The sequence below is a fragment of the Streptomyces sp. NPDC002698 genome, assembly GCF_042888945.1.
Lineage (GTDB): Bacteria > Actinomycetota > Actinomycetes > Streptomycetales > Streptomycetaceae > Streptomyces.
Genome location: NZ_JBIAQM010000055.1, coordinates 1 through 19,252 on the forward strand (window position 1 = coordinate 1; position 19,252 = coordinate 19,252).

11 protein-coding genes are annotated in these 19,252 nt (G+C 70.9%); 5 read left to right on the forward strand and 6 right to left on the reverse strand.

Annotation, left to right across the window (positions count from 1 at the left end):
• The first annotated feature begins 414 nt into the window (after positions 1 to 414).
• Both ACFYW9_RS38500 and ACFYW9_RS38505 read left to right on the forward strand, forming a co-directional pair.
• Entirely contained in the window at positions 415 to 4,689 is a 4,275-nt protein-coding gene (locus ACFYW9_RS38500; protein WP_389159713.1) for a HAMP domain-containing protein, read from the forward strand.
• A 101-nt stretch (positions 4,690 to 4,790) separates the two neighbouring features.
• Complete coding sequence (locus ACFYW9_RS38505; protein ID WP_351866727.1) at positions 4,791 to 7,208, forward strand: SpoIIE family protein phosphatase; 2,418 nt, start codon at positions 4,791 to 4,793, stop codon at positions 7,206 to 7,208.
• A 181-nt stretch (positions 7,209 to 7,389) separates the two neighbouring features.
• Here ACFYW9_RS38505 and ACFYW9_RS38510 read toward each other — a convergent pair whose 3' ends face one another.
• Together ACFYW9_RS38510 and ACFYW9_RS38515 are read right to left on the reverse strand one after the other, a co-directional pair.
• Positions 7,390 to 8,133, reverse strand: a complete 744-nt coding sequence (locus tag ACFYW9_RS38510) for an HAD family hydrolase (protein ID WP_389159714.1) — start codon at positions 8,131 to 8,133, stop codon at positions 7,390 to 7,392.
• A gap of 100 nt (positions 8,134 to 8,233) precedes the next feature.
• Positions 8,234 to 9,040, reverse strand: a complete 807-nt coding sequence (locus tag ACFYW9_RS38515) for a DMT family transporter (protein WP_389159733.1) — start codon at positions 9,038 to 9,040, stop codon at positions 8,234 to 8,236.
• A gap of 447 nt (positions 9,041 to 9,487) precedes the next feature.
• Between ACFYW9_RS38515 and ACFYW9_RS38520 the strand changes: the two genes are divergently transcribed.
• Positions 9,488 to 10,639, forward strand: coding sequence for a PP2C family protein-serine/threonine phosphatase (locus ACFYW9_RS38520; protein ID WP_389159715.1), 1,152 nt, complete (start codon positions 9,488 to 9,490; stop codon positions 10,637 to 10,639).
• A 10-nt stretch (positions 10,640 to 10,649) separates the two neighbouring features.
• Here ACFYW9_RS38520 and kstD read toward each other — a convergent pair whose 3' ends face one another.
• Positions 10,650 to 12,452 (reverse strand): 3-oxosteroid 1-dehydrogenase, encoded by a 1,803-nt coding sequence (gene kstD / locus ACFYW9_RS38525; RefSeq protein ID WP_389159716.1) that lies wholly within the window; start codon positions 12,450 to 12,452, stop codon positions 10,650 to 10,652.
• Positions 12,453 to 12,701: 249 nt separating this feature from the next.
• Between kstD and ACFYW9_RS38530 the strand changes: the two genes are divergently transcribed.
• Positions 12,702 to 14,345 carry a GMC oxidoreductase gene (locus ACFYW9_RS38530; protein ID WP_389159717.1) on the forward strand — a complete coding sequence of 548 codons (1,644 nt, stop codon included), beginning with the start codon at positions 12,702 to 12,704 and terminating at the stop codon, positions 14,343 to 14,345.
• Between the two features lie 67 nt (positions 14,346 to 14,412).
• On the opposite strand, the gene ACFYW9_RS38535 is transcribed toward ACFYW9_RS38530, so the two are convergent.
• Both ACFYW9_RS38535 and ACFYW9_RS38540 read right to left on the reverse strand, forming a co-directional pair.
• Positions 14,413 to 14,892: a carboxymuconolactone decarboxylase family protein gene (locus tag ACFYW9_RS38535; RefSeq protein ID WP_326791090.1), complete on the reverse strand. Its 480-nt coding sequence runs from the start codon at positions 14,890 to 14,892 to the stop codon at positions 14,413 to 14,415.
• Between the two features lie 9 nt (positions 14,893 to 14,901).
• Entirely contained in the window at positions 14,902 to 15,975 is a 1,074-nt protein-coding gene (locus ACFYW9_RS38540) for a dihydrodipicolinate reductase (protein WP_389159718.1), read from the reverse strand.
• Between the two features lie 181 nt (positions 15,976 to 16,156).
• On the opposite strand from ACFYW9_RS38540, the gene ACFYW9_RS38545 reads away from it, so the two are divergent.
• Entirely contained in the window at positions 16,157 to 16,777 is a 621-nt protein-coding gene (locus ACFYW9_RS38545) for an L-threonylcarbamoyladenylate synthase (protein WP_351866748.1), read from the forward strand.
• Positions 16,778 to 16,885: 108 nt separating this feature from the next.
• Here the strand turns inward: ACFYW9_RS38545 and ACFYW9_RS38550 are convergent, their stop codons facing one another.
• The gene (locus tag ACFYW9_RS38550; protein ID WP_389159734.1) at positions 16,886 to 19,240 is read right to left on the reverse strand and encodes a M4 family metallopeptidase; all 2,355 of its coding nucleotides are present in this window, start codon (positions 19,238 to 19,240) and stop codon (positions 16,886 to 16,888) included.
• Positions 19,241 to 19,252 lie beyond the last annotated feature (12 nt).

The following is a 19,252-nucleotide window of genomic DNA, read 5'->3' on the forward strand; positions in this document are numbered from 1 at the left end:
CTTACCCCCCCCACAAACACGCGCCGGCGCCCGGCCCGCCCCCCGCCCGGGGCCGCCGCCCCCCCCCCCCCGCCCCCCCCGCCCCCCGGGCCCCGCCGCCCCCCCCCGCCCCCGGGGCGGGGGGGGCCCGACGGGATTTCGCGTACGCGGTCCCGGCGAGCGGGACCGAGAGGGTCCTGTGTATCCAGTTCCGTCCGGGTCATTCCTGCTACCGGCGAGATTTCCGGGCCCCTGGATAATTCTTTCCCGCGCTTTGTTCCGTCCCCGCGATCTGGGTTAGCCTGCGGCGTATTTTCTTAAGGGGATGACCCGTGATCTGCGGGAATCCCACGGGCAGGCGGGGGCCGCCCGTGGGCCCTACACGGTTCCGAGTTCCGTGACACGGGACTCCAGGGGAGCGGAACGAGGGTGGCCATGAGCAGGGCAGCGAGCGGGACGTCCGTACGGACGCCGGGCGAGCAGGAGTTGCGGCAACTGCTGGCCGGCCTCACCGCCGTGCGCGACGGCGACTTCGGCACCCGGCTCCCCGACGAGGCCGGTGGCCTGCTGGGGGACATCGCCACCGTCTTCAACGGCATGGTCGACCAGCTGTCGGTGTTCACCTCGGAAGTGACGCGGGTGGCCCGTGAGGTGGGCACGGAGGGGACGCTCGGCGGCCAGGCGGAGGTGCCGGGGGTCTCGGGCACCTGGGCCGACCTCACCGACTCCGTCAACGCCATGGCGGGCAATCTCACCACGCAGGTCCGCGACATCGCGCAGGTGGCCACGGCGGTCGCCAGGGGTGATCTCTCGCAGAAGATCGACGTTCCGGCCCGCGGCGAGATCCTCCAGCTCAAGGAGACCGTCAACACGATGGTCGACCAGCTCTCCGCCTTCGCCGACGAGGTCACCCGCGTCGCCCGCGAGGTCGGCACCGACGGACGCCTCGGCGGCCAGGCCCAGGTCCCCGGGGTCGGCGGCGTCTGGCGTGATCTCACCGACTCGGTGAACTTCATGGCCGGCAACCTCACCGCCCAGGTCCGCAACGTGGCCCAGGTCACGACCGCGGTGGCCCAGGGAGATCTCTCACAGAAGATCACCGTGGACGCCCGCGGCGAGATCCTCGAACTGAAGAACACCATCAACACGATGGTCGACCAGCTCTCCGCCTTCGCCGACGAGGTCACCCGCGTCGCCCGCGAGGTCGGCACCGACGGACGCCTCGGCGGCCAGGCCGACGTGAAGGGCGTCAAGGGCACCTGGCGCGATCTCACCGACTCGGTGAACTTCATGGCCGGCAACCTCACCGCCCAGGTCCGCTCGATCGCCCAGGTGGCCACCGCGGTGGCCAAGGGCGACCTGTCGCAGAAGATCACCGTGGACGCCCGCGGCGAGATCCTGGAGCTCAAGGAGACCATCAACACGATGGTCGAGCAGCTCTCGGCGTTCGCCGACGAGGTGACCCGGGTGGCCCGCGAGGTCGGCACGGCGGGCAACCTGGGCGGACAGGCCACCGTGCGGGGCGTCTCGGGCACCTGGAAGGACCTCACCGACAACGTCAACGTCATGGCGTCGAACCTCACCGGCCAGGTCCGCTCCATCGCGCAGGTGGCGACCGCCGTGGCCCGCGGCGACCTCTCGCAGAAGATCACCGTGGAGGCGAAGGGCGAGGTCGCGGCCCTGGCGGACGTCATCAACACGATGGTCGACACGCTGTCCGCGTTCGCCGACGAGGTCACCCGCGTCGCCCGCGAGGTCGGCACCGAGGGACGTCTCGGCGGCCAGGCGCACGTGCCCCATGTGGCGGGCACCTGGAAGGACCTCACCGACAACGTCAACTCGATGGCCAACAACCTCACCGGTCAGGTGCGCAACATCGCCCTGGTGACGACGGCCGTGGCCAAGGGCGACCTGTCCAAGAAGATCGACGTCGACGCCCGGGGCGAGATCCTCGAACTCAAGACGACGATCAACACGATGGTCGACCAGCTCTCCGCCTTCGCCGCCGAGGTCACCCGGGTGGCGCGGGAGGTCGGCAGCGAGGGCAGGCTCGGCGGCCAGGCCGAGGTGGAGGGCGTCTCGGGCACCTGGAAGCGGCTCACCGAGAACGTGAACGAACTCGCCGGCAACCTCACGCGCCAGGTCCGCGCCATCGCCGAGGTCACCAGCGCCGTGGCCGAGGGCGACCTGACCCGGTCCATCACCGTGGAGGCCTCGGGCGAGGTCGCCGATCTGAAGGACAACATCAACTCCATGGTGGAGTCCTTGCGTGAGACCACGCGGGCCAACCAGGAGCAGGACTGGCTCAAGACGAACCTGGCCCGCATCTCCGGCCTGATGCAGGGCTACCGCGACCTGGACGTGGTGGCCGACCTCATCATGGACGAGCTCACCCCGCTGGTCGCCGCGCAGTACGGCGCCTTCTACCTCGCCGAGGAGACCGCGAAGGGCACGGAACTGAGGCTGGTCGGCTCGTACGGCTATCCCGACGAGGACGGGCGTCCCACCCGCATCCCGCTCGGCCGCTCCCTCGTCGGGCAGGCCGCGCGCAGCAGGCGGGCGATCACCGTGGACGAGGTGCCGCCGGGGTACGTCACCATCTCCTCGGGTCTGGGACACACGGCGCCGAGGGCGCTGGTGGTCCTGCCGATCGTCGTCGAGGAGCAGGTGCTGGGTGTCATCGAGCTGGCCTCGGTCACCCGCTTCAAGCAGGGCCACATGACGTTCCTGGAACAGCTCATGGAGACCATCGGCGTCAATGTCAGCACCATCGTGGCCAACGCCCGCACCGATGAGCTGCTGGGCGAGTCGCAGCGCCTGACCGCCGAACTCCAGGCCCGCTCCGAGGAGTTGCAGGTCCAGCAGGACGAACTCCAGCGTTCCAACGCCGAGCTGGAGGACAAGGCCTCCCTGCTCGCGACCCAGAACCGCGACATCGAGGCGAAGAACCTCCAGATCGAACAGGCCCGGCAGGAACTCGAGGCACGGGCCCAGCAGTTGTCGCTGGCGTCCAAGTACAAGTCCGAGTTCCTCGCCAACATGAGCCACGAGCTGCGGACCCCGCTCAACAGTCTGCTCATCCTGGCCCAGTTGCTGGCGCAGAACCCCTCGCGCAATCTCACGCCGAAGCAGGTCGAGTACGCGGGCATCATCCACTCCGCGGGTTCCGACCTGCTCCAGCTGATCAACGACATCCTGGACCTGTCGAAGGTCGAGGCCGGCAAGATGGACGTGACGCCCGAGCGGGTCCCGCTGCGGCAGCTGCTCGAATACGTCGAGGCCACCTTCCGTCCCATGACCTCGCAGAAGAGCCTGGAGTTCACGGTGAGCACCGCTCCCGGGGCCCCGGTGGACCTGCTCACCGACGACTCCCGGCTGCGGCAGGTGCTGCGCAACCTGCTGTCGAACGCGGTGAAGTTCACCGAGCAGGGCCGGGTCGAGCTGCGCATCGAACCGGCGGCCGACGCGGAGATCCCCGCGGGCGTTCCGCGCGGCGGCACGATCGCCGCCTTCCGGGTCAAGGACACCGGCATCGGCATCCCCGAGCAGCAGCTGGAGACGATCTTCGGCGCCTTCCAGCAGGCCGACGGCACCACGAGCCGCAAGTACGGCGGCACAGGTCTGGGTCTGTCCATCACCCGGGAGATCGCCCACCTGCTCGGCGGGGCGGTCACCGTCGACAGCACCCCCGGACAGGGCAGTACCTTCACGCTCTTCCTCCCGGTCGCCCGGCCCGAGTTCGAGGAGCTGCTGGCCGGCGGCCGGGCGCCCGAACCGGCCGTGGACGAGGGCGCCTCGGCGCGCACCGAGCCGCGGCGCACCGCTCCCGGTCCGGCCGGCCTGCCGCGCCAGCGACGGCGGCTCCTGGTCGTCGAGGAACGGCCGCGGGGGCTGCTCACGCTGGTGGCCGAGAGCGCGGTCGGGGATGTGGCGCGCAGCCGCGACGAGGGCGACACACGGGAGCGCGTCGACATCATCACCGTCGTCGGGGCGCAGGAGGCGGCGAGCGCCCTCGCCGCGGAGCCGTGGCACTGCGTCGTGCTCGAACTCGGCATGCCGGAAGGCGAGACGGCCCGGTTCCTGGAAGCGGTGGAGGGCGACTCGGCCCTGGCGACCGTGCCCGTCCTCGTCCACAACGGCAGCCGGGTCGACCTCGCGCAGGAGCAGGCGCTGCAGTCCCGCTCGGGCGCGCGGTCGCTGGAATTCCTGTCCAGTCTTGACGAGTTGCGCGAGCGGATCGCGCTGCACCTGTCCGCGGAGCAGCCGGGCGACGTGGTGCCGCTGGTCCGCGCCGAGGAGGCCAGGAACCGGCCCGCGCGGCCGATCGACAACGCCTTCCAGGGCCGTACGGTGCTCGTCGTCGACGACGACGCCCGTAACCTCTTCGCGCTCAGCGGGATCCTGGAGCTGCACGGGTTCCAGGTGCTGCACGCGGAGAACGGCAGGAAGGGCATCGAGACACTGCTGGCCCGGCCCGAGGTCGCGCTGATCCTGATGGACGTGATGATGCCCGAGATGGACGGGTACGCCGCGACCGCCGAGATCCGCAGGATGCCCCGGTACGCGGACCTGCCGATCATCGCGGTGACGGCGAAGGCCATGCCCGGTGACCGGGAGAAGAGCCTGCTGTCGGGCGCCAGCGACCACGTCACCAAGCCGGTCGACACCGACGACCTCATCGCCTGTGTCCGGCGCTGGCTCGGGGAGTGACATGACCCCCGGTACCTCCACCGCGGCCGTCCGGCGGAACACCCGCCGCTGCCGCCCCTCCCCCGACCTCCACAGGGTCCCCGCCCAGGAGCGGCCGCACGATGAACAGTCCTGACGCGACCGGCCCGAGCGTCCCCGATTCCCCGGGCGACGTCGCGGACGCCGGGCAGGCCGGCGAGCCGTCGGGCGCGGCCCGGACGTCTCCGGTGGGCCGGCTGGCGGCCACCGTCGAACGGCTGCGCCGCGAGGTACGGGCCGCGCAGGCGGAGGCCGAGGGGCGTGCCCTGATCGAGCTGGCCAAGGGCATCCTGGTCGAGCGGCTGGGCTGCGGACCGGCACAAGCCGCCCGCCAGCTCACCGAGTTGGCCGAGCAGGCCAAGGTGCCGCAGCTCCAGCTCGCGGTCGAGATCATCAACCAGGCGGCCCACGACCGGCTTTCGGAGGTGACCAGCGCCTTCCTCTCCGCCACGGCGGAGCATCCCCCGAAGGACGACGCCCCCGCGGTACGGCTGCGCGCGGCCGAGAGCGGCGCGCTGGCGGCGGGCGACACCCAGTCGGTGGCCGACTCCCTGCTCCAGCACGCGCTGGCCCCGCTCGGGGCCGTCGCCGTGGCCATCTGGGCGGCGGACGCCGACGGTTCGCTCTCCCTGGCGGGCAGCGCGGGGTTCTCGGCGGGCGAGGCACGGCGCTGGCGCCACGTCCCCCCGGGCGTGGCGACGATGGCACGCCGGGCACTGTCCGACCGTACGACGCAGTGGGCGGGCTCGCTGACGGACACCGGGCTGCCGTCCATCGGGCACGCGGAACATCCGGACGGCGGACGGGTCGCGGTACCGGCCGGCTCCGGAGGCCGGATCCACGGCGTCCTGGAGATCGCGTGGCCGTCCGCCCTGGCACCTCAGCCACCGCAGGTGGTCCGCCAGGTCGAGGCACTGGCCGAACTGTGCTCGCACACGCTGGAGACCCACGCGCTGCCGGGCGACTTCCACGACGTGCGGGGGACGGCCGATGTCGTCGAACTGATCGACCTGGTGGACGGGTTGCACGATCCCGCCCTGGTGCTGGTCCCCCAGCTCGACGACCAGGGTCGGCTCGCCGACTTCCGCATCCGTCATGTGAACGGACGCTTCCTCGATCCGGCCGGCCGGCCGCGCGGCACCGTTCAGGGGTCGCTGCTGCTGGAGGCCTATCCGCTGGCCGCCGGGGACAGCGGCCTCTTCCAGCGCGTCGAGCGCGTCTACGCCACCGGGGAGCCGTTCCGGGCGCGGCGCATGGATCTGACGGCGCTGGTCGACCAGGTGCGGCTGTCGGCCGTGGCCGACATCAACGTCAGCCGGCACGGCGGAACCGTGCTGCTCATCTGGCGCATAGAGGACGAGACGGCACGGCTGGCGAGTCTGCTCCAGCACGCCCAGCGGCTCGGCAGGATCGGTGGTTTCGAGGAGAACCTGCTGACCGGCGAGACCATCTGGAACGAGACACTGTTCGATCTGTACGGCCGCTCCCCCTCGGGCACTCCCGTCCCGCTGGAGGAACTGGCCGCGCACGCCCATCCCGACGACGCCGTCGCCATCGGCCGCTTCCTGCGGACCGTCCTGCACCGTCACCGGCCGGCGTCGGCGGCGTTCCGGCTCCAGCGTCCCGACGGCGTGACCCGGCACATCCGCGTGGTGGCCGAACCGGTGCTCGACGCCGACGACCGGCTGTTCGCGGTCCGCGGGGCCTACCAGGACATCTCGGCGCAGCACTGGACCGAGGTGGCGCTGGCGGTCACCCGCGACCAGCTCGCGCACACCGAGCAGCAGGCGCACGAGCGCAACCGGCTGACCCTCCAGCTCCAGCACGCGATCATGCCGCCGGACCGGGCGCCGTTGCGGGCTCCGGGCCTCGACGTGGCGGTGCGCTACCGGCCCGCGGAGACCGAGCAGCTCGTCGGGGGCGACTGGTACGACGCCGTCGTGCTGTCGTCCGGTCTGGTCCTGCTGTGTGTCGGCGATGTGGCCGGTCACGGGATCGAGGCGGCGACCAGCATGGTGGTGCTGCGCAACGCGCTGCGCGGACTCGCCGTGACGGGTGCGGGGCCGGGGCAGCTGCTGTCCTGGCTCAACATCGTGGCGCACCATCTGACGGGCGGGATCACCGCCACCGCGGTCTGCGGGATCTACGATCCGCGCCGCCGTGTTCTGCGCTGGGCGAGGGCCGGACATCTGCCGCCCGTTCTGGTCCGGGACACGGAGGCCAACCCGCTGCCACTCCTCAAGGGCATCCTGCTCGGTGCCGTCCCCGAGGCGACGTTCGAGGAGGACGAGGTGCAACTGGACGTCCATGACACGCTGTTGATGTACACGGACGGTCTGATCGAACGGCGGGACCGCTCGGTGGAGGTGTCGCTGCGCCAGCTCCTCAACGCGGCCCGTACGACGTCCGGGACGCTGGACCATCAACTCGACCGGCTCCTGACGTACAGCAGGTCCGACACCGACGACGACACCTGCATCGTCGGCATCCGGGTGGAGTAGGGCCGTACGAATGCGGCCCCGCCGGCAGCCGGGGGGAGTGACTGCCTGCGGGGCCGTGCAGCTCGGGTTTCGCCAGGGGGGTAGCTTCCCGAGCTGTCTCAGGATGCTGCTGCCCCGCTTCCGGCGATGCATGCACACGGGTTTCCGGCCGGTATTCCCCTCGTATGGCCGAACGACCGGCTCACGAGGAGTCGCGCAGGGCGCGCAGGAGTGGCTCCAGGGAGTCCGTGACGCAGCGGTCGGGAACGCCGGCCTCCCGCAGTGCCCGCGCTCTGGCGGGGTGGCGGGCGTATCCGAGGAATCGGACACCGGCGTGGTGGGCGGCCGCGTGGTCCGCCGGGGTGCCGCCGATCATCAGCGAGGTGTCCGGTGCGGCCTCCATGGCGCCCAGGGCCAGTGACAGGGCGGCCGGGCGGGGGGTGAGCGTTCCCGGGTCCGGCGCCCGGCCGAATATGTACGGGGCGAAGCGGGGTGTGAGCCCCCGGGCGTCCAGGTACGAGGTGACGGCACGGGCCGATGTGCCGGTCGCCACGGCGAGCCTCGCCCCGACCGCGGCCCAGGTGTGGATCAGCGGATCCGCGTACGCCGTCGGCATCGCGGTGCGCACCGCCTCCAGCTCGGCCCGGGTGAGCCACGCGTCGAGCCGGGAGAGGACTTCGCTGCCCGGGTGCCGTCCGGCCACCGCCGTCAGGGCGCGGTAGGGGTCCGCGGGGCCGCGCTCCTCGTCGGTGAGCAGCGCGCCGAGGCCGGCTTCCGTCAGCCGGTCACGCTGGGCTCGTGCGACGGCCGTCGCCGAGGGCCCGGAGAACAGCTGACAGATCGGGCCGTCGAAGCCGAGGACGACATACCGGCTCCGTGCGACCAGTTCCCGAACGTTCTCGATCCGACTCGTCACCACCAGGGTCTTTCCCGTCCCGGCAGTCACCAATCGAGCGGGTACCGGCCAGTCGCCTCCGGCCGCCGTGGCCGCGGTTCCGCCGCCGGTCAGGGGACGGACGACGGAGCGGGGGCGGGCCGGGCGGCCGTCAGTGGGCCATGTCCGCGAGGTGCGGGACCACGCGGGTCAGCCGCAGCACACCCCACAGGACCAGCCCGGCACCGATCAGCTCGGGCAGCAGCCACCAGCCCGTACGGACCGTCTCGTCGAAGAGCGTGACACCGAGCACCAGGCTGAGCGTCGCGTCGCCGATGGTCAGCGCGGGCTGCGAGGCGGCCAGGGGTCCCGCCTGGAGGGCGTTCTCCAGCAGCAGGACGGCGGTGATCCCGGTCAGGACGAAGCCGTACGTCTGCCACACCCCCAGGAAGGCGACGAACCCGTCGTCGTCGAGTGTGCCCACGGCCGATTTGAGGAGAGCGGCGGTCAGCGCGTTACTGATGGCCGACGCCGTTCCCAGCATGGCCGCGCGGAAGAGCGGCGGGCGGCCCGGACGGGCGACGACGACCGCGGCCGCCACGGTGCCCAGGCACAGGACCAGCACCGGGATCCAGCGCGCCATGGAGGCGTCGGACCGTGCTCCCGAGGGAGCGGCCGCCAGGAGGACGAGACCGAGGCCGGCCACCACACCGGCCACGGCCTGCCATCCCGCGCGCGACAGGCGCCGGTGCAGCAGCGGGACGGCGATCATCAGGGCGAAGGGCAGTTCCAGGATGAACAGCGGCTGCACCAGGGACAGTGGCCCGTTCGCCAGCGCGAGCGCCTGGAAGAGTGCCGCCCCGATCACCCCGGCGATGCCGATCAGCCAGGCCGGCTGCCGGGCCAGCCGGATGATGAGCCGCAGTCCACCGCCTTCGCTGACGCGCGAGGCCGCCTTGCGCTGGAACGCCGTGCCCATCGCATTGCTGGCTGCCCCTAGGAGTGCGAACAGCACGGCCAGTCCCGTCACCCCTCCACCATGCCCCGGGACGGGTGCCGGGGCCTCTCCGGGCAGCGCCTGCGGGGCCCGTACGACCGCGTCCGGTTCGGCCGGCCGTGCGAGTGAGGGCCAGGAGCCGAGCCGGACCGCCGGAGGGACGGAACACCGGTGGGGCGAGACGCCGATGGCCTGATACGTCGGCGGGATGAAGCCTCGTGGACGGGGCACCCGCCTCATGGAGCCCCGTCATCCCATCCCCGTGGTGGCGGGGCTTCGTGCCGCCCGCCCCGCCGGGGCTTCTCCGGCCGGCCGCCCCTTCCCCGCTCCGGCAGCCACCGGACCGCTCCGGCCCGCACGCGTCCGTGAACCGATCGGAATGCGCGACGGCGGGGAAAGGGGGAGCGTGGTGTCAAAGGGAGGAGTGCCATGGCCACGAAGGCCGCGCCCGGCCTGCGGGACGACCACCGGGGATGGCTGCGCGGCTCGCCCCCTCCGCGCTGGGTACGGCTGCTCCCGCCGGTCCTGCTGGTGGGCGTCTGCGTGGGGGAACTCGTGAGCAGTGAGCCGCTGGACATCGGCTTTCTGCTGGGAGCCATCCCTTCCCTGGCCGTCCTGTCCTACGGCCCTCTGGGGACGGCCGCGTTCGGCGTGATCGTCGTGGTCCTGATGAACATCCCCGCCCTCGATCTGAACCGTCCGGGCAACGCGGACCTGCTCACCATCAGCTTCGTCGCCGTGCTGAGCGTGTTCGTCTCGCTCGTGCGCAGCCGCAGGGACGCGCACCTGGTCACCGTGCGGTCGGTCGCGGAAGCCGCTCAGCTCGCCGTGCTGCCGCCGCTGCCGGAGCGTGTCGGCCCGGTCCGCTGCGCCGGTCTCTACCGGCCCGCGCAGCGGGAGACGCTGGTCGGAGGTGACTTCTTCGAGGTGCGCGACGGGCCTTTCGGCGTCCGGGCCGTGATGGGCGACGTGCAGGGGCACGGGCTGTCGGCCGTGGGGACGGTCGCCTCTCTGCTCGGGGCGTTCCGGGAGACGGTGCTCGACCAGCGTGATCTGGAGGCCGCCGCGGCCCGGCTCGACCGCAGGCTGGTGGTCGACTCCGCGTCGGTCGACCACGCCGAGCTGTTCGCCACCGCGCTGCTCCTGGAGTTCCCGCCCGGCGCCGACACCGTACGGCTGGTGTCCTGCGGGCACCCCCCGCCGCTGCTGCTGCGCGGCGCGAAGGCCCTCGAACTCGACGCCGAGCCGGCGTCCCCGCTGGGGCTGGGGTTCTTCGAACTGTCCCCGCCGAAGGGGCGCACCGTCGAGCTGGAACCCGGCGACCGGCTGTTCATGGCGTCGGACGGCGTGAGCGAGAGCCGGGACACCACCGGCGCCTTCTACCCGCTGCCGGACCGGCTGGCAGCGTTCGCCGAGGAGCCTTCGGACGTGCTCGTCGACCGCCTCTGGGAGGACCTCGTCGAGTTCTGCCCCTCGATCCGCGACGACGTCTCCGTCCTGGTCCTGTCGCCGCGGCTGCGCGGCGACCGGAACGACGGCGAGGGCGACAGCGACAGCGACAGCGACAGCGACAGCGACTGAGAGTCCTCCGTCAGGTCGCCGCGATGTCGAGTGCCGCGATGTACCCGAACGTCATCGCGGGACCGATCGTCGAACCCGCTCCCGCGTAGCTGTGGCCCATGACGGCCGCGCTGGCGTTGCCCGCCGCGTACAGGCCGGGGATCACCGTGCCGTCCGGGCGCAGCACGCGGGCCCTGGCGTCGGTGCGCAGGCCCCCCTTGGTGCCGAGGTCGCCCGGGACGATCCTGAACGCGTGGAACGGCGGGAGCCACAACGGGGCGAGGCAGGAGTTGGGGAGCACCGCGGGGTCCGTGTAGTAGTGGTCGTAGGCGCTGTCGCCACGGTGGAAGTCGGTGTCCCTGCCGCTCAGGGCCAGGCTGTTGAAGCGGCTGACGGTGGTGCGCAGGGCGGCGGCGGGAACACCGATCCGCCCGGCGAGCGCGTCCAGGGTCCACTCCTTGTACGCGGCTCCGGACGTGTACCAGGAGTCGGGGAACGTGAAGGTGGGCGCGACGTCCTTGAACAGGTAGCGGTTGCGGTAGTTCTGGTCGACGACCAGCCACGCCGGGATGTCCGGAGCGCTCGGGTTGCGGTCGTACATGGTGTGCACGACGTCGCTGTAGGGCCCGGCCTCGTTGACGAACCGCGCGCCGGCGGCGTTGACCAGCAGGCCGCCGGGCAGGGTGCGTTCGGCGAGGCAGAAGTAGGGCTCGCCGGGCAGCGGGACGGCCGGGCCCCACCAGGCGTCGTCCATCAGGTCGAGCGCGGCCCCGGCCCGTCGGCCCGCCTGGATGCCGTCGCCGGTGTTCTCCTTGGCGCCCACCGTCCAGGCGGTCCCGATGGGCTGCCGCTGGAACTCGGCGCGCATGGCCGCGTTGTGCTCGAAGCCGCCGGAGCCCACGACGACCCCGCGCCGGGCCCTGACCAGTCCCGGCGCGCCGTTCCGGGTGACCACCGCGCCGGTGACGGCGCCGTTCTCCACGAACAGGTCGGACAGCGGGGTGTTCAGCCACACCGGGACCTGGGCGGCGAGCAGGCCGGCGCGCAGCCCGGCCGCGAGCGACTGGCCCATCGTCAGCGGTTTCTGGCCGAGCAGCGCCGCCTTGGTGCCGCGCGCCAGGCACTCGGTGGCGACGGCCGCGCCCTTCGCGCTCACGGCCGCGAGGGTGAGCCACTTGTAGTCGGCGCTGAAGACGACCATGCCGGCCGGGACGGCCATGTACGCCGGGTTGAGGTGGGCGAGTTCGGCTCCGAGGATGTTGCCGTCGAGCTGGTCGGGCTCCATGGAGCGTCCGCCCGGGAGGCCGCCGGGGAGTTCGGGGTAGTAGTCGCTGTATCCCTCCATCCAGCGGAAGCGCAGCGGGCTGTTGGCCATGACGAAGGAGATCATGGCCGGTCCGTGGCCGAGGAAGGCCCGCTGCCGGTCGGCGGAGACCTCCGGGCCGACCACGGCCGCGAGGTAGGCGGCGGCCTTCGCCGGGGTGTCGGGGACGCCGGCGGCGAGGATCACCGGGTTGTCGGGGATCCAGATGCCCGCGCCGGAGCGGGCCGCGGAGCCTCCGAAGGTGGCCGCCTTCTCCAGGACGACGCAGCTCAGTCCCCGTTTCGCGGCGGTGAGCGCCGCGGTCATCCCCGCGGCGCCCGAGCCGACCACGACGACGTCGTAGGTGCCGAGCGCGGGCAGGTCGGCCGCCGCCGCGGACCCGGTGGAACCGGCGGCGCCCGCGGTGAGCGCGAGTGCGGCGCCCGTGGCCGTGCCGAGCACCCGGCGCCGTGACGGGCCGGGTGCCGAAAAGGGGTCGGTACGTCCGACGGGGTCCGCGCTCGGGGACATGGCAGGGCTCTCCAGCGGGCGAGGGAATGTGAGGCGTTCCGTTGCTCCGGGAGCCGGCAGGCCCCCGCCGTAGCGGTTCTGATGCAGCGTCAGGAATGTCGCGCGAGGGTCTTGTGAAGTCAAGGGCAAGTCCGTCAGAGCTCGCCGATCACCCCAAGATCGGGCAGAAGTTACCAACTGGTATGTAGTGACTTAACAAGCCAGTAACAGTAGAACCTGTTCCCACTCATCGAGAGTGAGGAGTGTCACGTGGGTGACATCAACCAGCAATCCAAGGACTCCAAGGGAGTTTCGCGCCGACGATTCATAGCTGGAACAGGTTCTATTATTGGAGCAGTGAGCCTTGCCGGTCGCGCTGTCGCGGCCCCCGCGCGGATCGCCACGGCGGCCTCGTCGATCCCTTCCGGAGCACACGTCCCCGTCCTGGTGATCGGCACCGGATACGGCGGTTCCGTGGCAGCCCTGCGCCTCGCCCAGGCGGGCGTCGACGTGCAGATGGTCGAGATGGGCATGGCCTGGGACACCCCGGGCTCGGACGGCAAGATCTTCGCCAACACGACCAGTCCGGACCAGCGTTCGTACTGGCTGCGCACCAGGACCAAACAGCCCCTCAGCAACTTCCTCGGCTTCCCCATCGACAAGGACATCCCCCGCTACACAGGGATCCTGGACGCCGAGGAGATGGGCCAGATCATCGTGTACCAGGGCCGCGGCGTCGGCGGCGGATCACTGGTCAACGGCGGCATGGCGGTCACCCCCAGACGGGAGAACTTCGGCGCCATCCTCCCGTCGGTGAACGCCGACGAGATGTACGCGACCTACTACCCGCGCGCCAACGCAGCCCTCGGCGTCGGCCTCATCGACCCGGTGTGGTTCGACACCACCGACTGCTACCAGTACGCACGGGTCGGCCGTAAGCACGCCCAGCGTTCCGGCTTCCCGTTCGTCTTCGTGCCCGACGTGTACGACTGGGACTACATGAAGCAGGAGGCCGCGGGCACCGTCACCAAGTCGGCCCTCGCCGGGGAGATCCTCTACGGCAACAACTACGGCAAGAAGTCGCTCCAGAAGACCTACCTCGCCCAGGCCGCGGCCACCGGGAGAGTCACCGTCTCACCGCTGCACAAGGTCACCTCGGTCGCACCCGCGTCCGGCGGCGGCTACACGGTCCTGATCGACCAGCTCAACACCACAGGCGCCACCACCGCCACCAAGACGGTGACCGCGGACCGGGTGTTCTTCGCGGCCGGAAGCGTCGGAACGAGCAAGCTCCTGGTCAGACTGAAGGCGACCGGCGCGCTGCCCGGCCTGAACGGCGAGATCGGGCAGGGCTGGGGCGACAACGGCAACGTCATGTGCGGCCGCGCCAACCACCTGTGGGATCCGACCGGCTCGCTCCAGGCCAGCATTCCCTGCGGCGGCATCGACAACTGGACCGCCGGAGGCGCGTTCGCCGAGGTGGCGCCGCTGCCGACCGGCATCGAGACCTACGCCTCGTTCTACCTGTCCATCACCAAGAACCCGAACCGCGCCCAGTTCACCTGGAACGCCTCCACCGGAACCGTCGACCTCAACTGGCAGACCGCCTGGAAACAGCCCGCCATCGACATGGCGAAGACCATCTTCGACAAGATCAACGCGAAGGAGGGGACGATCTACCGGACCGATCTGTTCGGTGTGTACAAGATCTGGGGCGACCATCTCACCTACCACCCGCTCGGCGGCGCCGTGCTCAACAAGGCCACCGACAACTACGGCCGCCTGCGGGGCTATTCGGGCCTGTACGTCATCGACGGCGCGCTGATCCCCGGCAACACCAGTGTCAATCCGTTCGTCACCATCACCGCCCTCGCGGAACGGAACATCGAGAACATCATCGCCGTGGACCTCTAGCGTGTCCGGGCCGCGCGTGGGGCCCGGAGCCGCTCAGGAGGCCAGGACCGCCGGGTGAGCCACCCTCTCAGTGGGTGGGCAGAACACACACGGCGTCCAGTCCCAGCACATGGTTGAGCCGGCCGAACGCCAGCCAGGAGCCGATGCTCATCGTCAGCTCCACGATCTCCCGCTGGCTGTACAGCGCCGTCATCCGTGTCCAGAACTCCTCGTCCAGACCGTGGTGATCCAGGGCGTACCGCTCGGCGTACTCGGCGGCCAGCCGCGTCCGGTCGTCGAAGGCACCGGTGGTGCGCCACTGGGTCACCGCGTCCGCGAACTCCTCCTCGACCTTCAGGCCCTCCCGTTCCGTGCGCCAGTCGAGACAGAACAGGCACCCGTTGATCTGCGCGATCCGCAGTCGGGCGGCCTCGAACTCGCGCAGGCCCAGCGTCGTGTGCTCGTACACCGACAGGGAGAAGTTCGCGGCGGCCATGCCGATGCCGGGCACCATCTCGCCCCACACGTATCCGATCGGTTCCTGTCCCTCGGGAATGTCGATGCGCAGGGTCATGGGTCACTTCCTTCCGAGTCGGCCGACTGCGGGGCGCAGCGGGACGTCGAGTGCGTCGTAGAGCCCTGGTTCCGCGTCCACCAGCCAGTCGACGGCGCCGACCAGGCGGCCGACCGCGGTGGCGTTCCCTCCGGCGGAGCGGTTCTCGCCCTCGTCGGTGGCCGCGACGGTGACCTCGATGCGCGGCCGGCCCTCGATGATCACGCGGTGGGCACCGTCCCCGTCGGGCGGCGTCGGCCAGTCCGGCGCGCAGGAGGCGTGGATGCGGGTGACGTGCTCGATGACGATCCGGGGCTCTCCCCCGACGATCCCCCGCACCTCGAAGCGGACCGCGCCCTGGGTGCCGACCGCGAACTCCCCCATGGTGCGGGTGCTCACCGTGTCCGTGAGCGGGCGCCGCTCCAACGTCTCGCGGATGTCGTCGAGTTCGACTCCGAGGGCTCGTGCCATGAGCCGTATCTGGCCGCCCCACACCATGGTCGGGACCGACGGGGCGAGCATCAGCGGCTCGTAGTCCATCGGCTGTCCCATGCCGACCAAGTACCGTACGGACTCCTCCTGTTCGTACGTGGAGTAGTCGAAGATCTCCTGACAGCGGATGGCGTCGACCGTGGTGCCCAGACCGCTGATCAGCAGGGGCAGGACGTCGTTGCCCCAGCCCGGATCGACCCCGGAGACGAACAGGGAGCCGCCGCCGTCCGCGATCGCGGCGAGCATCGGTTCCCGGAACTCCGGCGGGGCGTTGCGCTGGTCGTAGAGCGGATAGAGGGCGGGGGTGACGACGACCGCACCGGCCCGGATCGCCCTGCCGATGTCGTCGAGGGCCTCGTCGGGGCGGATGTCGCCGGTCGCCGCGTAGACGACGGCTCCGGGACCCGAGGCCAGGACCGCGTCGATGTCGTCGCTCGCCGCGACACCGAGGCCGTGCCCGAGGCCGGCGAGGTCGCCCGCGTCGCGGCCGACCTTGCCGGGGTCGTGGACGAGGACAGCCGCGAGTTTCAGTTTCGGGTGGGCCTCGACGGCGCGGATGGCCGCGCGGCCGACATTGCCGGTACCCCAGACCACCGTGGAAATCATGCGGCGGAGGGTAGCGAGACGGCCTCAAGGTTCCTATAGCCGTGACCGGGGAGAATTCCGGCGGTGAACCGGAGCCGGTGTCACCGCCCGGTTGCCGGACCGCACGGCCACCGACCGGGCGACGACGGGAACGGGCGACACGCTCCGGTGCCCTCGTCCGTCGGGGGACTAGGCTCGCGGCATGGCCAAGTACTTCGACGTTCACCCGGAGAACCCGCAGCGGCGCATCATCGGCCAGGTGGTGGAGATCGTCCGCAGCGGCGGGCTGATCGCCTACCCGACGGACTCCTGCTTCGCACTCGGCTGCGCGCTCGGCAACCGCGACGGGATCGACCGCATCCGCTCGATCCGCCAGCTCGACGAGCGCCACCACTTCACGCTGATGTGCGAGGACTTCGCCCAGCTCGGACACTTCGTGCGGATCGACAACGCGGTCTTCCGCACGGTCAAGGCGGCTACACCCGGCAGCTACACCTTCATCCTCCCGGCGACGAAGGAGGCTCCGCGCAGGCTGCTGCACCCGAAGAAGAAGACCGTCGGGGTGCGGATTCCCGATCATGTCATCGCGCAGGCGATCCTGGCCGAACTCGGCGAGCCGCTGCTGTCGAGCACCCTGCTCCTGCCGGAGGAGGAGAAGCCGCTGACCCAGGGCTGGGAGATCAAGGACCGCCTCGACCACGTGGTGGACGCCGTCATCGACTCCGGCGACTGCGGCACCGAACCGACGACCGTCGTCGACTTCTCCGGCGGCGAGGCCGAGCTCGTACGCCTCGGGGCGGGCGACCCCTCCCGGTTCGAGTAGCCCCGGAAAGCGGCGCGCGACGTGGGTCGTCCTCGCGGAGGACCCACGTCGCCGCCGTTGTGGGGGGATGTCGGTGCTGCCGTTGTGGGGGGACGTAGGTCCCGAAGGTCAGCTGGTCGTCACGGCGGTGTCATCCACGACGAAGCTGGTCTGCAGGGAGGAGTCCTCGACACCACTGAACTTGATGCTCACGGTCGAGCCGGCGAACGAGGACAGGTCGAACGTCTTCTGCGCGTAGCCGGTGGCCTTGTTGAGGTTGGAGTAGGTCGCCAGCGTGGTCGATCCGGCGGTGACCGTCAGCTTGTCGTACGCCGAGCTGGTGGTGGTCTCCGCGGTGTCGATGTGCAGCCAGAAGGTGAACGAGGCCTTGCAGCCGCTGGGGATGGTCACCGACTGGGAGAGCGTGTCGGTGTGGGTGGAGCCGTAGCCGTCCAGCCAGGCCTTGTACGAACCGCCGTGGGCCGCCTCGTCGGTGTCGTTGTTGATGACGCCGCTGGTCGCGGTCCAGGTGGTGTTGCCGGACTCGAAGCCGGCGTTGCCGAGCAGCTGCGCCGAGGTGCAGGTGCCGCCGCCACCGGAGGAGCTGACGGTCCAGGTGAACGACGCGGTGCCGGTGGCGCCGGTGCTGTCCTTGACGGTCACCACGGTGCTGTACGTACCGGCCGTGGTCGGGGTCCCGGTGATCGCCCCGGTGGAGGTGTTGATCGACAGGCCGGTGGGCAGGCCTGTCGCGGAGTAGGTCAGGGAGCCGCCGTTGGTGCTGCTGGCCGAGATCGCCAGGCTCACCGCGGTGCCGACGGTGGAGGACTGGCTGCCCGGGTTGGTGACGGTCACACCGCTGGTCGGCGGGGTGACGTGACCGCCGACGGCGATGCCGGCGAAGGCGTTCGCCACACCCGCGTACTGGGTGGAGCTCGCGCCGTACAGCGCGGTCGCGGCGTTCAGCGCGGCGGTGCGGGCGCCCGCGTAGTTGGTGGTCGACGTCATGTACGTCGTCAGCGCCTTGTACCAGATCTGCAGGGCGGCGGCGCGGCCGATGCCCGCGACGGCCACGCCGTCGGAGGTCGAGCTGGTGTACGTGACCCCGTTGATGGTCTTGGTGCCGCTGCCCTCGGAGAGCAGGTAGAACATGTGGTTCGCCGGGCCCGAGGAGTAGTGGACGTCCAGGTTGCCGACGCCGGAGTACCAGCTGTCCGCGGAGCCGCCGTCCTTGCTCGGCTTGTCCATGTAGCGCAGCGGGGTGCCGTCGCCGTTGATGTTGATCTTCTCGCCGATGAGGTAGTCGCCCACGTCGGTCGAGTTGTTGGCGTAGAACTCCACGCCGGTGCCGAAGATGTCGGAGGTGGCCTCGTTCAGGCCGCCGGACTCACCGGTGTAGTTCAGGCCCGCGGTGTTGGAGGTGACACCGTGGGTCATCTCGTGGCCCGCGACGTCCAGCGAGGTCAGCGCGTGGGTGCTGCTGGTGCCGTCGCCGTAGGTCATGCAGAAGCAGCTGTCGTCCCAGAAGGCGTTGACGTACGCCGTGCTGTAGTGGACGCGCGAGTAGGCGGCGACACCGTTGTTCTTGATGCCGCTGCGCCCGAAGGTGTTCTTGTAGAAGTCCCAGGTCGTCTGGGCGCCGTAGGCCGCGTCCGCGCCGGCGGTCTGGGTGTTGGAACCCGCGCCGGTGCCCCAGACGTCGTCGGCGTCCGTCATCAGCGTGCCGGTGCCGGAGGTGCCGTTGTTCAGCGAGTACGTCTTGTGGCTGCCGCGGGTCGAGTCCGTGAGCTGGTACGTCGATCCCGACAGCGTGGTGCTCAGCGAGACCGTGCCGCTGTACTGGGTGTTGCCGGTGCCGGTCTGGATGCCCTCGTACCGGGTGAGTTCCTTGCCGGTGGTGGCGTCGGTGACGACATGCAGCTTGCTCGGCGTGCCGTCGTCCTGGAAGCCGCTGATCACGGTCTCCCAGGCGAGCCGGGGGGTGCCGGTGCCGGCCCAGATGACCTTGCGGGCGCTGTCCGTCGCGGGCTTCTCCGCCTTGAGCGACTTCGCCGTCTTGAGGGCCTGGGCTCCGGCGGCCGCCTTGGTGACGGCAGGGGTGGTGCTCGCGACCTTGATGGCGTGCTTGTTGGCGAAGGTCGTGCTCACCGTGCCGGTGGCCTGCGAGGCGGGCGGGGTGTGGACCACGAGGTCGCCGCCGAGCACCGGGAGGCCGGCGTAGGTGCGCTCGTAGCGGGTGTGCAAGGTGCCGTCGTTGTCCTTGACGACGTCCTTGACGACCAGCTTCTCCTTCGAGCCGAGGCCCAGTGTGCCGGCGGTCGCGGTGGTCTGCTTCGATGCCTTCGTCAGCAGCGCCAGGTGCTGGGCCGGGGTGAGCTTTGCCTCAAGTCCACCTGTACGCAGGGGAGTTGTGTGGGGGGCAGGCTTGGCGACTGCCGGGACCGTCTGTATGCCGACGGCCAGGAACGCGGCGGTGGCCACCATGGCTCCGGCCGC

Excerpts from the sequence above, each read along its gene's own strand:
- ACFYW9_RS38500 (WP_389159713.1), top strand. The coding sequence starts at position 415 with ATGAGCAGGGCAGCGAGCGGGACGTCCGTACGGACGCCGGGCGAGCAG.
- ACFYW9_RS38505 (WP_351866727.1), top strand. The coding sequence starts at position 4,791 with ATGAACAGTCCTGACGCGACCGGCCCGAGCGTCCCCGATTCCCCGGGC.
- ACFYW9_RS38515 (WP_389159733.1), bottom strand. The coding sequence starts at position 9,040 with ATGGGCACGGCGTTCCAGCGCAAGGCGGCCTCGCGCGTCAGCGAAGGC.
- ACFYW9_RS38520 (WP_389159715.1), top strand. The coding sequence starts at position 9,488 with ATGGCCACGAAGGCCGCGCCCGGCCTGCGGGACGACCACCGGGGATGG.
- kstD (WP_389159716.1), bottom strand. The coding sequence starts at position 12,452 with ATGTCCCCGAGCGCGGACCCCGTCGGACGTACCGACCCCTTTTCGGCA.
- ACFYW9_RS38540 (WP_389159718.1), bottom strand. The coding sequence starts at position 15,975 with ATGATTTCCACGGTGGTCTGGGGTACCGGCAATGTCGGCCGCGCGGCC.
- ACFYW9_RS38545 (WP_351866748.1), top strand. The coding sequence starts at position 16,157 with ATGGCCAAGTACTTCGACGTTCACCCGGAGAACCCGCAGCGGCGCATC.
- ACFYW9_RS38550 (WP_389159734.1), bottom strand. The coding sequence starts at position 19,240 with ATGGTGGCCACCGCCGCGTTCCTGGCCGTCGGCATACAGACGGTCCCG.